At 72.7% G+C, this 15341-nt stretch carries 6 protein-coding genes; 1 reads left to right on the top strand and 5 read right to left on the bottom strand.

Translation table 11 applies throughout. From position 1 onward, the window contains the following. Positions 1-16: 16 nt before the first annotated feature. The 3 genes from ACIRD7_RS08095 to ACIRD7_RS08085 are packed head-to-tail and all read right to left on the bottom strand — an operon-like array spanning position 17 to position 11786. Positions 17-7357, bottom strand: a complete 7341-nt coding sequence (locus tag ACIRD7_RS08095; protein ID WP_403451185.1) for a MupA/Atu3671 family FMN-dependent luciferase-like monooxygenase — start codon at positions 7355-7357, stop codon at positions 17-19. Beyond that, positions 7354-10536, bottom strand: a complete 3183-nt coding sequence (locus ACIRD7_RS08090) for a type I polyketide synthase (protein ID WP_403451183.1) — start codon at positions 10534-10536, stop codon at positions 7354-7356. The genes ACIRD7_RS08095 and ACIRD7_RS08090 overlap by 4 nt, the downstream gene beginning before the upstream one ends. Next, positions 10536-11786 carry an MFS transporter gene (locus ACIRD7_RS08085; protein WP_403451182.1) on the bottom strand — a complete coding sequence of 417 codons (1251 nt, stop codon included), beginning with the start codon at positions 11784-11786 and terminating at the stop codon, positions 10536-10538. Before ACIRD7_RS08085 ends, ACIRD7_RS08090 begins: the two co-directional genes overlap by 1 nt. Before the next feature lie 476 nt (positions 11787-12262). On the opposite strand from ACIRD7_RS08085, the gene ACIRD7_RS08080 reads away from it, so the two are divergent. Next, positions 12263-12889 carry a TetR/AcrR family transcriptional regulator gene (locus ACIRD7_RS08080; RefSeq protein ID WP_403451180.1) on the top strand — a complete coding sequence of 209 codons (627 nt, stop codon included), beginning with the start codon at positions 12263-12265 and terminating at the stop codon, positions 12887-12889. Between the two features lie 11 nt (positions 12890-12900). On the opposite strand, the gene ACIRD7_RS08075 is transcribed toward ACIRD7_RS08080, so the two are convergent. Then, positions 12901-13731, bottom strand: a complete 831-nt coding sequence (locus ACIRD7_RS08075; protein ID WP_403451178.1) for a transferase — start codon at positions 13729-13731, stop codon at positions 12901-12903. Next, entirely contained in the window at positions 13728-14993 is a 1266-nt protein-coding gene (locus tag ACIRD7_RS08070; protein WP_403451176.1) for a glycosyltransferase family 4 protein, read from the bottom strand. The genes ACIRD7_RS08075 and ACIRD7_RS08070 overlap by 4 nt, the downstream gene beginning before the upstream one ends. Between the last annotated feature and the right edge of the window lie 348 nt (positions 14994-15341).

The following is a 15341-nucleotide window of genomic DNA, read 5'->3' as shown; positions in this document are numbered from 1 at the left end:
CGGACGCCGCCGGTGTTCAGCGCCCCGGCGCCCGGTCGGTCTCCGCACGCAGCAGGGCGACGTAGTCGCGGGCCCAGCCCTCGATGGTGGTGCGGTCCCACAGGTCGGACGAGTACTCCACGAAGCCCTTCAGCTCGTCCCCGGCTGGCACGAGCCCTACGGTCAGCTCCGTCCGGGCCGCGGCGGGCGCGAGGTCCTCGACGGCCGTGGTGAGGCCGGGCAGTTCGACCTCCGCCTCAAGCGAACTCTGGTAGGCGAAGCCCACGTCCAGCCGGTCCGGCACCTGGACGCCCGTGCGCTCCCGCAGCGCCGGGGCGATCCGGCGTACCGGCATGGCCCGGTCCATGCACTCCACCGCGGTGCGGGCGACCTGGTCCGTCAGATCGGCGAAGGAATTAGCGGCGCCGTCCCGCACCGGCAGCGCGAAGCCGGTGACCGTGCAGGCCAGCATGGACTCGAACTCACGGCGCTCACGGTTGGCGTAGGAGACGTTGAAGACGACGTCCGCCTGCCCGGCCTTCTGTGCGAGCAGTCGCCCCAGCGCGGCCGCCGTGACCACGAAGGGCGTTGTCCCCCGCTGCCTGGCCAGCCGCTCGACGGCGGTCCGGGTCTCGGCCGGCACCGTGAACATCACGGCGCCGCCGCGTCCGCTCGCGCTCGTCGGCCGGGGCCGGTCCAGCGGCAGGCCGACGGTGAACGGCAGGCCGTCGAGCTCGCGCAGCCAGAACTCCAGCTTCCGCGCGTCCGCGGCCTCGTCGGTCTGCTCCCGCTGCCACTGGGCGTACGTCACGGGCTGGCACGGCACCGGCGGGAGGGTGTCGGGTTCGCCCTTCGCGGCGGAGCCGTACAGCGCGGCGAGTTCCTTCAGCAGCAGGCTGACGGACCAGCCGTCGCAGGCCGAGTGGTGCAGGACGAGCAGCAGCACCCAGGTGCTGGCGCCGGTGCGCAGCAGGCGCTGCGCCATCGGGGTGCCGTCGGTGGGATGCAGCGGTGTTTCGGCCGCCTCGGCACTGGCCCGTTCCACGGCGGCCCGGAGTTTCTCGGCCGGATGCCCGGTCAGGTCCTGGACGGGCAGTTCCACCGGGCGGTGCCGCAGCACCTGCTGCTCCCAGCCGTCCCCGCGGCGGGCCAGACGGGTCCGCAGGCCCTCGTGCCGCTCTACGAGCCGGGTCAGGGCGGTCCGCAGAGCCGCCACGTCCAGCTCGCCGGTGAAGGTGATCCGCAGAGCGACGTTGAACACCTGCGGGAGGAGGTGGTCGGCGTGGACCGTGGCGAAACGGGACTGCTGCGCGGTGGCGGGCGCGCTGCGTTCCACCTCGGGATCCTTCGGCTGATCCGACGTCACATTGCCCGCTGACGCGCCCAGTTGGGCCGTCATGGCCCGCAGGGTCGGCTCCTGGTAGAAGCTCAGCATCGGGTACTCGGTGGCGAACTCCTCGCGGACGCGGTTGACCAGCCGCATCGCCGTGATCGAGTGACCGCCCAGATCGAAGAACGAGGCGTCGCCCGCGATGCCGTCGGCGTCGATGCCGAACTCCTCCGCCCACAGCTGCCGTACCCGTCGCTCGATGTCCGCCCGCTTCCCGGCGCCGCCCGGCCTGCGGGCCGCCGGCACCGCGGTGACGAGGTCGGGGGCGGGCAGCGCCGAGCGGTCGAGCTTGCCGTTTCCCGTCACGGGCAGGGCGGGCAGGACGCGCCAGGCACGCGGCACGAGGTACTCGGGCAGCCGGGCCGCCAGTTCCTCGGCCAGCAGATCGGCGCAGGCCTGGCGGTCGTCGGCCGTGCCGACGGGGTCCGCGGGGACGGCGTAGGCCGCGAGGTACGCCTCGCCCCGGTCGTTGCGCCGGGCCAGTACGGCCGCCTCGCGTACGCCGTCGAGGGCGTTGAGCACCCGGGAGACCTCCTCCGGCTCCACCCGGAAGCCCCGGATCTTCACCTGGTCGTCGGCCCGGCCGCAGAACTCCAGCTTCCCGTCTGCGGTCCAGCGGACCAGATCGCCGGTGCGGTAGCGGCGCGCGTCGGGACCCGCACCCGGGTCGGGCAGGAACCGCTCCGCGGTGAGGTCGGGGCGGTGCAGATAGCCGAGGCCCACACCGGGACCGCCGACGTACAACTCCCCCACCGTGCCCACGGGGACGGCGCCGCCCGACTCGTCGAGCACGGTCAGCCGTACGTTGTCGACCGGGCGTCCGACGGCGATGGGACGCGCGGGGTCGTGACCCTGCGGGGTGACGTTTTCCGTGGTGCACAGGACCGTGGTCTCGGTGGGGCCGTACACGTTCACCGTCTCGTACGGCGCCTCGGGGCGCGGCCGGGTGCGCAGCACGTCGCCGCCCAGCAGCAGCTGACGCAGCGGGGGCTGGGCGCGCGGTGGCAGCCGCAGCACCTGTTCGCCCAGGGCGGTGGGCAGGATGGTGAAGGTGACGCCCTGCTCGGTGTACCACCGGGCGAGGGCGAGCGGATCCCTGCGGACGTCCTCGTCGGCGATCGTGACCGAGGCCCCCGCGGTCAGGGCGGGCCAGATCTCCAGGAGCGAGGCGTCGAAGCTCTGGCTGCACACGACGGCACTGCGGTCGGCCGAGGTGAAGGCGAACCGCCGGTGGTGCCACTCGCACAGGTCGACGACACTGCGGTGGGGCACGACGACGCCCTTGGGGGTGCCGGTGCTGCCCGAGGTGTAGAGGACGCAGCTCGGCGCGTCGCCGCCGGTGCGGGACGTGGGCGACGCCGGTTGTTGCGTGGTCGCATCGGGCGGTACGACGGTCACGTGCGCGGTCGCGTCGGGCGGTACGACGGTCACGTGGGCGGGCAGCTTCAGGGCGGCGGCCTCGTCGCGCGTCGACACCACGACCCTGGCCCCGCACTCGGCGATGACCTGCTCGGCCCGCACCCGGCCGAGGGACGGGTCCAGCGGCACGTAGGCGCGGCCCGCCTTCAGCACGGCGAGCATGGCGACGACGAGGTCGGCGGAGCGGGGCAGCCACAGGGCGACCTCACCGTCGCCCGCCGGGTGCCGTTCGCGGAGGGCTTCGGCCAACCGGTCGGAGCGATCGTCGAGTTGACGATACGTCAGTCGGGCGTCGCCGCTGATCACAGCCGTTTCGTCCGGTCGCGCGGCGGCCTGCCGGGCGACGAGTTCGTGGACGGTGGTGTCGGTGAGCGGGCGGGACGGGCCGTGTCGCCATGCCGGTGGCACGGGGTCGCCGTCGGCGGCTGCCGGGGCGAGCCGGGACAGGGGCGCGTCCGGTGTTTCGACCGCCGCGGCGAGCAGGTCCCGCAGGACGGCGAAGAACCCGTCGACCGTGTGCGGGTCGAACAGGTCGGTGTTGTACTCCAGATGGCAGCGCACGCCCTGCGGCTGGTCCGTGAAGTAGACGGTCAGGTCGGTCAGCGACTTGTCCGGTCCGGCGTCCAGGGGTGTGGCCTCGACGCCAGGCAGCTCGAAGCGGAACGGCTCGGCGCGCTGGAACTCGGCGAACGCCTGGAACACCGGCGTCCGGTCGACCGCCCTCGGTGGGTCGAGTTCGCGCACCACCCGCTCGAAGGGTACCCGGGCGTGGTCGTAGGCGTCGAGGGCGACCGCGCGCACCCGGTCCAGCAGGGTGCCGAACGCGGGGTCGCCGGACAGGTCGAGGCGCAGCGCGAGGGTGTTCACGAAGAACCCGAGCACCTGCTCGGCCCGCTCGGGCCGGTCCGAGATCGGGGTGCCGACGACGAGGTCGGTCTGTCCGGTGACCCGGTGCAGCATCGCCGCGTACCCGGCGAGCAGGGTCATGAACAGGGTGCTGCGCCGGGTCCGGCTCAACTCGCGCAGCTTTTCGGAGAGTTCGGGGTCGAGGGTGTGGAAGACCGCCCGGCCGTTGGAGGTCATCGTCGCGGGGCGGGGCCGGTCGGCGGGCAGGGCGAGGACGGGCAGGTCGCCACCGAGGACGCGGCGCCAGTGGGCGAGGTCCTCGTCGGCCTCGGGGCTGTGCACCGCCGCCGCCTGTGCCCTCGCGTGCTCCGCGTAGGTCCAGCCGAGAGCGGGGAGTTCGGGGACGGTGCCCTCGCGTGCGGCCCGGTAGAGCGCGGAGAGGTCGCGGGCGAGGACGGTGGCGGAGGCCGCATCGACGACGATGTGGTGCAGGGACAGCACGAGGACGTGCTCGGTCTCGGCGAGCCGGACCAGCCGGGTCACGAAGAGCGGGCCGGCCGCCAGGTCGAAGCGACGGGCGCTCTCGGCCGCCAGGACGTCCTGGACCGTGGTGCTTCCGGCCGCGTGCACGACCTCGAAGTCCGGGTCGGTGGACGGCAGCACCACCTGCCTCGGCTCGCCCCCGATCTCCCGGAAGACCGTGCGCAGACCCTCGTGCCGGGCGACGAGGCCGCGCAGGGCCGTGCGCAGGGCGGGCACGTCGAGCGGGCCGTCCAGGCGGATCGCCTTGACCTCGTTGTAGGCGGTGCGGCCCGGCAGCAGGCGCTCCAGGAACCAGATCCGCTCCTGGCCGGGCGACAACGGCGCGTCGGCAGGGGTGGGGATCGTGACGGCGGCGGGCTCGGGCGGGCGTGCCTCGGTCCGCCGAGGATGCCTGCGGCGCAGGGCGTCCAGGTGCGGCAGGCCCCCTAGCAGCGCGTCCCGCGCCACGCCGAAGTCGACGAGCGCGACGATCTCGTCCGCGCCCGCGGCCGTCACCGACTCCACCACCGGCCGCACACTGTCGACCGTGCCGATCAGGGCGCGCTGGTCGCAGTACCGGCCGTAGGCGCGGCGGAAGACGGCGTCCAGGTCGTCCTCGCTCAGCTCGGACAGGTCGATGCTGTGTCCGAGGCTGTTGGTGACGCCGCTGAACACGGACAGGGACGCGCGCATGTAGCGGGACAGCGGCTCGTACGCCTCGGTCCGCGCCGTGTCGTGGTCGTCCGCGAGGTAGGTGTGCAGCAGGACGGCGACCCGTCCGGCGTCCGGGTCCAGGCCGTGGGCGGCCCGGGTGCGCCGGTACAGGGCGATGTTGTCCCGGAGCTGTTCGACGCTCTGCGTCATCAGGTTGGTGACGATGCCGAGGTCGTGGCGTGCGGCCAGTTCGTACGAGGCCGGGTTGCCGACCACCGCGGTGTGCAGCGGCGGGGCGTCCTGCACCGGCCGTGGGAAGAGCCGTACCTCGGCCTCGCCGTCACCGCCGGCCCGGCGCAGGGCGTCCCCGCGCCAGAACTTCCGTACCTCTTCGAGCTGTTCGTACATCAGCTGCTTGTGCCGGCCGAAACGGTCCGGGAAGAACACGAAGTCGTTGGCGCTCCAGCCGCTGGCGACGCCGATGCCCACGCGTCCGCCGGAGAGGTTGTCGACCATGGACCACTCCTCGGCGACCCGGATGGGGTCGTGCAGCGGCAGGACGACGGAGCCCGCGTTGAGCCGGATGCGGTCGGTCTCGCGGGACAGCGCGGCGGCGAGCACGGCCGGGTTGGGGAAGAGGCCGCCGAAGGAGTGGAAGTGGCGCTCGGGCATCCACAGCGCGTGAAAGCCGTGCCGGTCGGCGAACCGGGCGACGTCCATGAGGAGTTCGTACTGGCCGTGCCGGGGCGCCGCCGCGGTGTCCTGCGGGTAGTCGCCGAAGAAGTAGACGCTGAAGTCGGTGGTGCGCGCGGCGGGTTCGCTCGCGGGCGGCGCCTCGTGGGCCTCGGTGACGGCCGCGGCGTTCCAGGCCATCGAGGCCACGGGGGCCGGAGCGGGCATGGACGGAGCCGGAGCTGCCGCCTCGGCTTTCGCGGGCTCGGCCTTCGGCGCCACCGGCCGGCCGCCCGGGAAGAAACCCGCCGATCGCAGCTCGCGCAGGGAATCCCGTACGGCGTCCGCGACGAACTCGATGTCGCCGTCGGTGTGGGCGGTGGACAGGAAGAAGTTGCGCCACTCCCACACGTGCACGCCGCGCAGCATGAGGTGGTGGTAGAGGAGCTCCATGTCGGCACGGTGCTCGAAGCGGAACTGGGAGCCGAAGTGGCTCATCCGCAGCGGGAACTCCTCCGCCTCGAAGAAGCCGTTCAGTGTCGCGGCCAGTTCGGCGGTGCGCGCGTTGAGACGCTCCTGCAGGCGCGGGCTGTGCTCCCTGAGGTGGGTCAGCACGGCCCGGGCGGCGACCATCGACACCGGGTGCTGGATGTACGTACCGCCGAAGAAGGTGGTGTCGGCGGGCGGGTAGCTGTCGTCGCCGTACGACCAGTGGCCGCCGTCGACGCCGTCCATGATGTCCGCGCGGCCCGCGATGGCGCCGATGGGGAAGCCGCCGCCGAGGAGCTTGCCGTAGGTGGCGAGGTCCGGTGTGACGCCGTACAGCTCCTGTGCGCCGCGGGGAGCCGGGCGGAAGCCGGTCAGCATCTCGTCGAAGAGCAGCACGATGCCGTGGCGGCGGGTCAGCTCCCGCAGCTTGCGTACGAACTCGACGGGCCGCAGCGCGGGGTGCCGGCTCTGCACCGGTTCCACGACGACGGCCGCGATCTCGCCGGCCTGCCGCTCGATGGCCTCCAGGGCGGCGTCGCTGCCGTAGTCGAGCACCAGGAGATCGGAGACGGCGGACCTCGGGATGCCCCGGGAGACCGGCACGGTCAGCGGGTCGTCGCCGGCGCCGGTGCCGGAGGGGCGGCCGAGGACGTTGTCGGCGTGGCCGTGATACGCGCCCAGGAAGGTGACGATCTTGTCGCGGCCGGTGGCGGCACGGGCGAGCCGGATCGCGGCCGAATTGGCCTCGGTGCCGGAGTTGGCGAACGCCACCCGTTCCAGGCCGGTGAGTTCGGCGAGGAGTTCCGCGGCCTCGCCGGTCTCGACGTTGCGCGGGCCGAGCTGGATGCCGCGCGAGAGGTGCTCGCGGACGGCCTCGGTGACGAAGTCCGGCTCGTGGCCGAAGAGCAGGACGCCGAACCCCATGGTGATGTCGACGTACTCGTTGCCGTCCACGTCCTCCAGCCGCGCGCCGCTCGCCCTGCGGCCGGCGAGGGGGTACAGCATCTCCTTCGTGCCGCTGCGGAAGCCGACGACGGCACGGCTGTCGGCGAGGACGCGTCGGTAGCGCTGGGCGATCCGCTTGGAGGTCGGCGTCCGCGCGGTGTAGCGGCGTACGAGATCGGCGAGATGCGCCTGCTGGGTCTGCGGGGAGGCGTCCCGCACCATGCCGGAGGCCCGGGCGACGGTGACGCGGGGGCCGTGGACGCGGGGCGGCTCCGGGGTGGGGGCGTCGACGTGAGGCGGCTCCGCCGTAGGGGCGTCGACGAGGGGCGGCTCCGCGGCAGGGGCGTCAACGCCCATCTGTTCGGCGATGCGTTGCGAGAGCTCGTTCATCACGGCCAGGTCGCGGTCGAGTGCGGCGGATATGCCGTGGAGGCCGCTCACCGGTCCGCCTTGCCGTTGAGCCGGTCGGTCGCGGCGGCGGTCTGGAGAGCGAGCAGTTGGGAGAGCTGGGACATCATCTGCAGCTGTATCTGGGATATCTGCTGGACCTTGCGGGCGAGGTCCTCCAGTTCCTCGCGGGTGACATGCTCGGGGGCCGAGGCGGGGGCGGGCACGGGCTCAGGCGCGGGCTCCGGTTCCGGCTCGCGCGCGACCGGTGGCAGCGGTGATTCCTGCGCGGCCGGCCCCGGTATCCGCGCGGTGATGAACTCCGCGAGCCGCCCCGGGGTGCCCGTCTCCTCGAACAGCTGGCGCATCGTCACCTTGACCTGGTGCTCCTGCTCCAGCTCGCGCAGCACGCTGATCATCTGGAGCGAGTCGGCGCCGAGGTCGAAGAAGGACGCGTCGGCGACGATCGCCGACGGATCCTCGCCGAGGTGCCGGGCGGTCGTCCGGACGATACTGCGCAGTACGTGTGCGACCGCTGCCTCTTGCTGAACCACTTCGGCTCCCTTTCTCGCTGCTGTTCCCGTGCTCGGGGCCGTCAACCGAGGCCCCGTCCAGTGGTCCCTGTGCTGGAACCGGTATCCGGGCAGGGGGATGCGTCGTCCCCCGTCACCGGCCAGGAGGACCCGCCAGTCGAGGTCCGCGCCCGCGCGGTGCAGCCCCGCGGCGGCGTCCCAGAGGGCGTCGAGCCCGCTGTCGCGCCGCAGTGAGGGCAGTGACCGCACGTCGGGAAGTGCCCGACGGGACAGGCCGCTGAGGGTGGTGTGCGGCCCTATCTCCAGGAGTAGGTGGGGTTGTTGTGCCCCGATGGCGTGCAGCGCCCGGTCGAAGCGGACAGGCTCGCGGGTGTGCCGTACGAAGTGGTCGGCGTCCGGGATCCAGCCGGGCGGGCGCATCTGGCCGTCCAGGGCGCTGACGAACGGGATGCGCACCGGTCGCAGGGACACGTCGGTGAGGACCTTGCGGAACTCCTCGAGCATCGGCTCCATCAGGGCGGTGTGGAAGGCGCGGGTCACCGGCAGGCGCCGGCCGGGTGTGCCGCGGTCCTCCAGCAGGGCGCACGCGCGGTCCACGGCCTCGACCGGTCCGGCGAGCACCTGGGCGCGCGGCCCGTTGGTGACGGCGAGTTCCAGGCCGGGTACCTCGGCGGCGAGGGCGAGGGCGGCCGTCCGGTCGAGCGGCACGGCCACCATCGCGCCGGGGGCGCAGCGTTGCCGCATCAGCCGGCCGCGCTCGGTGGTCAGGCGCAGACCGTCGTCGAGCGAGAGGGCGCCGGCCGCGTACAGGGCGGCGTACTCGCCGACGCTGTGTCCGGTGACGGCGTGGGGTTCGACGCCGGTCCCCTGCCACAGCCGGACCAGGGCGCACTGGAGCGCGAACAGCGCGGGTTGCGCGGTGTCCGTGTCCTGCGTTGCCGCGGTGTTCTGCGTGAGCAGCGCGTCCCCGGTGAGGTCGCGGTGCTGCCGCTCGCACGCGTCGAGCACCTCGCGTACGACGGGGAAGCGCTCGCGCAGGGCTGTGGCCATTCCGGGGTACTGGCTGCCCTGCCCGGTGAACTGGAACGCCACGCGTACGTCCCCGTCGGGCGGCGCGGTGCCCACGGTGCCGCGCGGCCGGTCCTGGAGGGCGTCGGCGAGGGCGGCCGGCGTGGCGCCCCGGACGGCGAGACGGTGGCGGCCGTGGGTCCGGCCGAGGGCGGCGGTGGTGACGAGGTCCGCCAGGTGCGGTGCGGGCGACTGCCGTAACCGCTCGCTGAGCGCACGGGCGTTGGCCGCGAGGGCGTCCTCGCTGGTCGCGGAGACCAGCAGCACGTCGGCGGGCGCGGCGGCGGCCGGCGGCCGGGGCGCGGGTGCGGGGGCCTGCTCCAGGACGAGATGGACGTTGGTGCCGCCGACGCCGAGCGAGGTGAGGCCGGCGCGGCGGGGGACCTCGCCGTCGGGCCAGGGCCGGGCGGTGCGGGGGATGTAGAAGGGGCTGCCGTCGAGGTCGAGGGCGGGGTTGGGCTCGCTGAAGTTGGCCATGGGCGGGATGACGCCGTGCTGGAGCACCAGCAGGGTCTTGACGAGCCCGGCCAGCCCGGAGGCCGCGTCGAGGTGGCCGATGTTGGCCTTGGTGGAGCCGAGCGCGCAGTAGCCGGTGCGGTCGGTGTCCTCGCGATAGGCGCGGGTGGCGCCGTCGAACTCGATGGGGTCGCCCTTGAGGGTGCCGGTGCCGTGGGTCTCCAGGTAGCCGATGGTGCCCGCGTCGACGCCGGCGCGCCGCAGGGCCCGGCGTACGGCGGCGCGCTGGCCCTGTGCGCTGGGGGCGGTGAAGGCCTTCTTGTCGGCCCCGTCGTTGCTGATGCCCCAGCCGCGGACGACGCCGTGGATCGTGTCACCGTCGGCGACGGCCCGCTCCAGGCGTTTCAGTACGACGGCCAGGACGCCCGTGCCTCCCACGGTGCCGTCGGCGCCGGCGTCGAAGGCCCGCAGGCGGCCGGACTTGGAGAGGATCGAGCCCTTGACGTAGCGGTAGCCGAGGATCTGCGGCACATGGACGGCGGTGGCGCCGACGAGGGCGATGTCGCAGTCGCCGAGGAGCAGCGACTGTGCGGCGGACTGCACGGCGACCAGTGAACTGGAGCAGCCGGTCTGGACGTTGACGGCGGGCCCGGTCAGGCCCAGCCGGTAGGCGACGCGGGTGGCCGTGAAGTCGGCGTAGTTGCCGACCGTGATCTGGATGCCGGCCATCCAGTCGGTGACGGGCTCGCTGGGCAGGACGTTGTTCAGGAGGTAGTTCTGCAGCGTGTACAGGTGGTAGCCGGTGCTGGCGTAGACGCCGATGCGTGAGCCGTCGCGCTCGTCCGGATAGCCGGCGTTCTCCAGGGCGTGCTGGGCGCACTCCAGGAACATGCGGTGCTGGGGGTCGGTGAGCCGGGCCTCGCGGGCGGTCATGCCGAAGTGCGGGGCGTCGAAGCCCGCGATGTCGTCCAGCACCCCGGAGGCGCCGACGAAGTCCGGTGCCCGGCGCTCCTCTTCGGGGACGCCGGCGGCGGCCAGTTCCTCCTGAGTGAACCGGGTGATCCGGTCCTCGCCGTCGCGGACGATGCGCCAGAGCTCCTCCGGCGTGTCGGCGCCGGGCAGCCGGAAGGCCATACCGATGACGGCCATGCGCGGGTCGGGGTCGCTCGTGGCCATCAGGCTCGCCCCTCCGCCACCTTCGACGCGTCCCGGGCGGCCGTCTCCTGTCCGCCGGGGTCGTCGCCGCCCCTTCTGAGCAGCAACAGCAGCAGCCCCAGGCAGAGGACGATGGCCAGACCGTGGAAGGCGGCCACCACGCGCAGCGGCGAGAACGTCTCCAGCAGGGCGCCGCTCACCAGCATCCCGAGGCCGAAGCCGGTGTTCTCGGCCGAGGCGGAGAGCCCGAAGAGGCGGCCGCGCTGCTCGTCCGGGGCGGCCTGGAGCCTCGACACGTAGACGATCTCGGTGAATCCGTCGGCGGCTCCGGCGATCAGCGCGGCGAGGACGGCGGGCACCGTCGGCAGCCCGCAGAACACCACGATGAACCCGGCCGACATCACGCAGGCGCCGAGCGCGAAGGCCCGCTCCCCCGGGGTCCGGCCGGTCCGCTTGGTGACGCGTCCGATCACCTGCTGGGCGACGATGTTGCCGATGGCCCACGTGGCCCAGAACTGGCTGATGAACGTGGCCGGATGGTCGGGGTCGAGACCGCTGGAGTAGATCGGCAGGGCGACGTTGTGGGACGAGGACCCCAGCCCGTCCACCGCCCGGACGGCGATCATCGCCATCAGCACCGGCGCCGTGCCGAGCAGCATCCGGGTGGTCCAGCGGGCGGCGTCCGAGGATTCCCCGGAGCCGGTGCCGGCCGGGGCCGCCTTGGTCCGCACCGGCAGCAGGAACAGCACCGTCGCGGAGACCAGGAAGGTCGCGGCGTCCAGCGCGAACGCGGCGGAGTACCCGACCTGGGCCACCACCACGCCCGACGAGGCGAAGCCGGCGATCATGGCGAGCGAACGGCCGGTCACCAGCAGCCCGTTGGCGCGCACCCGGTGCTCCGCCCCGACGATCTCCGGGATGCTGCTGCGCAAGGCCACCTGGGACAGCGTCGAGCAGCCGCCGGTGACCACGGCGAGGGCGTAGAGCAGGCCCACGCGCAGGCCGTCGGGGGCGAGCAGCAGCGTGAGCAGCGCCAGGGCCTGGCACAGGTCGGCGCCGACCATCAGCCGTTTGCGGTCGTACGCCGAGACCAGGCGCCCGCTCACCCAGCCGGACACCACACTGGTGGCGAGGCGTACGGCCATGAAGAGGCCGGCGGCCAGCGCGCTGCCCGTCGCGTCGTAGACGAAGACGTTCAGCGCCACCATGTTCAGGTAACTGCCGTACGCCGAGATGCCGTTGCCCAGGACGAGCAGACGGAAATACCTCATGCACCTTCCCCTGGTCTGCATGAAGGGTGTGAGTGATGTGCGTCCGGGATGCCCGGCCCGCCCGGTCAGTGGCGGGTCGGGGGCCACTCGGACGACGGGCTCCGATACGTCGGTGCGCACCGCTGTCGCACGGCGTGTTCGTTCCCCCGCTGCCGGCCCGGCACAGAAACCATTCCCCCTATACGCCACCGGTCGGTGGCATCGGTCCGCAACCCAAGCAGACCAGGACAGGCGGGTTCAAGGCTCCAGGAAGGTCTAGACGACTTCCGGCCCGCATTTGGCGATTTCGGAGCGCTCCACACCGCCGGGCGCACCTGCCGGCCGTCACGGTTCTCGCAGGTGACGGACGCAAACCCGGCTCGTCGCACCGGCATCGATTTGCGCCATGCGAAGGCCGCTCATGCTGTAGGGGATACTCCAATTAGAGTGGACGGTACAGAAAGCGTTCGTCCGCCGTACGACCCGAGAGGCACCCCATGAGCAGCCCGCAGCCGACGCGCCGGAAGCGCGCGAACGGGGTGGAGTCGCGCCAGCGCATCCTCGACGCCGCCGTCGAGATCGCCGGTGAGCGCGGCTACGACGGCACCTCCATCGCGGCCGTCAGCGCCAAGTGCGGGCTGCCCGCCAGCTCCATCTACTGGCACTTCAAGGACAAGGACGACCTGATCGCCGCCGTCATCGAGCGCAGCTTCGAGGCGTGGCTCAGGGCCGTGGAGCTGCCGGGCGAGGAGACGGGTACGTCGCGGGAGCGGGTCACCGTCATGGCCGCCAACGTGGCGAAGTCGCTCGTCGACGCCCCCGACTTCCTGCGACTCGGGCTGATGCTCGCCCTGGAACGCCGGCCCACCGAGCCCCGGGGCCGCACGGTGTTCCTCCAGGTCCGGCACATCACCCACCAGAAGATCGCCGAGGTCGCCGCCACCCTGTTCCCCGGCCTCGACGAGCAGGCCGTGGACACGCTCACCACCTACGCGATCGCCGGCGCCGACGGCCTGTTCGTGCAGCACGAGATCAACGGCGACTCCGTCGACCTCGTTGCGTTGTTCGAGCTGCACGCCCAGGTCGTCCATGACGTGGCGGCGCGGCTGGCCGCGAGCCGGTAGGTCCGAGCAGGTCAGGCTCTGTCCGCGAGGACGGAGAGGTCGTTGTCGACCGTGAAGTACGGGCGCACGACGGCACCACCGACCTCGGCGGCCGGGAACACGAAGATCTCCTTCCGGTCGGCCACGTCGTCGAGAAGGCGACCTATCCGTATCCGGCCCTCCGCTCCGCCGGATCCGGCATGGAGGTACAGGTCCCAGACCCGGGACCCGGCGTCGTCCTCGTCCACCAGTTCCTCGTACGGCACGGTGAAGGACAAGCCCCGACCGTCGTGCTCGGCCTGCGGCACGAGCGTCCGCACGGTGCCCTCGCCCCGCAGCCGCAGGCGAACGGCGGCTCCCTCTCCGAGCGTGGCGCCGTGCAGCCGGGCCCTGACGGTCATCGACCGGTCGGTGACGTCGATGCCCTGGACCTCCGCGTGGGCGGTGCGCAGCCAGGCCCGCACCGCGAGATGGCCGTCCTTGGTGACGTACGGGATCCGCACGGCGACCGGCGAGGGCCGGTCGCGAAGCCGGCCGTCGACGAGGGACCGCAGGTCACGCAGGCCGGGCCGCAGGCGCTGCCGGGCGGCACCGGGTGCGGGGACCAGGTAGGCGTCCCAGCGGCCCTCGGCGAGTGCCTGTCCCGGTTCCAGTACGGCGCGCAGGCGGCCGTCGGGCGCGGGTTCCAGGTCGAGGGCGTGCACGGTCTTCTCGGGCTGGCCCTTCTTGGGGCGAAGGCGCAGCAGCAGGACGGCGGCGTCGGTCGAGGGTGCCCGGAGGCCGAAGGTGATCCGGCCGTCCGCGTCGGCCGTGCAGTCCGCACGCAGGTCCGTGCCGGTCATCGTGCTTGTTTCCGCGCTCATCGGCGTCCCCTCCGTACCGTGTGCAGCGCGCCCGAGGCCATGGCGTACGCGACGTCGCGCGCGGCGAAGCCCTGGCTGACCAGGGCGTGTTGTATTCGTCCGCCCTCCGGTGCGGCCCGGCGCCCGGTGCCGCGCGCGGCCAGCGCGTCCTCGATGAGGCGCTCGGCCCGTTCCACCACCGGCACGGGAGCGAACCGGCGGGCGTTCTCGATCGCCGTACGTCCCATCAGCCGGCGCCGCTCGTCGTCGCGGACGAGGTCCAGCAGTGCGGCGCTGAGCGCCTCGCGGTCGCCGACCGGGACGAGCCGGCCGTCGACGCCGTCCTTGATGATCTCGCCGGGCCCGTACGGGCAGTCGGTGCTGACGACGGGCAGCCCGCAGCGCATCGCCTCGACGATGGTCATGCCGAAGGGCTCGAAGTTGGCCGCGGTCGCCCCGATCGAGCCCTTGACCCACTCCCCTTCCATGGGGGCCGCCGCGCCCATCAGGAAGGCGTTGTTCCACAGGCCGAGGCGGTCGATGAGCTGCCGGAGCCGGGCGTGTTCCTCGCCCTTGCCGTAGATGCGCAGCTGCCAGTCCGGGTGTGCGGCGGCGACCGGCGCGAAGGCCTCGATGAGCAGGTCGTAACGCTTCACGGGGACGAGCCGGCCGGCCGCGACGACGACTTTCGCGCTGCCGTCGGCCGGCGGGAGCACGGGGTCGGGGACGCTGTTCGGGAGCGCCGCCACCCGGACCTTCGGCAGGCGCATCTTGCGCCGGTAGGCGGCGGCGTCGGCCTCCGTGACCGTGGTGAGGACGTCCAGCCCTCGGTAGGCCCGGCGCAGCGCGGTACGCAGCCGCGGCGGGTGGTTGTCGAGGGTGAGGTGCTCCTGGCCGATGCGGACGACGCGGTCGGGCGCCTGGAGGGCGAGGTGCACGTTGAGCCCGGGCCGGGTGCCGATGACGACGTCGGCGTCGGTCTGCGCCAGGCACTCCCCGATCCGCTGGTCCGTCAACTCGCTGTACTGCCCGTAGCGGTACTCGGCGGAGGGGAACACGCGCGCCGGTCTGAGATGCCGGGGATGTTCCTTCTCGTGGCGCAGATCGACCAGTGGCCTTAAGGCAACTCTCGGGTCCAGGGTGAAGTTCGGGCGTTCCCGGTGCCGCAGGACCGAGACGATCTCCACCTCGTGTCGCTCGGCGAGAGCCTGGGCCAGGTTGAACGTGGTGGTGATCGTGCCTCCGATTCCGTAGGCGTTGTGCAGCAGGAAAGAGATCTTCATGGCGGACTAGACCTCGCCGGATCCCTTTCAGTTGCCTTCCGTTATCTGTCTGTTTTCTTTCGGGTCACAGGTGCGCGGTGAGCCTGACCAGCAGCCCGTCCCGTCCCACACCACCGAAGCACCCTGCGCGGAGGGGTGGAGGCTCACCGCGTGGACCTCGCGACCCGCCAAGTGACCTACGGGGAGCCGCAGTTCAGGCTTCCGCTCTCGGCGCCGGACGGACACGTAGGTGGTGCGGTCGTCGGGCGTCCGCATAGCAGGCGCAGGGTTCCGTCGGGAGCGGTGGCGAACTCGGTCTCCGGGCCGGCGTGACCCCAACGGAGCGTGTCCGGCGCAAGGTTGACGGCA

The organism is Streptomyces sp. NPDC093568 (assembly GCF_044764945.1).
GTDB lineage: Bacteria > Actinomycetota > Actinomycetes > Streptomycetales > Streptomycetaceae > Streptomyces.
Note: the sequence above shows the minus strand (reverse complement) of the source record. Positions and strands in the feature narration are given on the sequence as shown.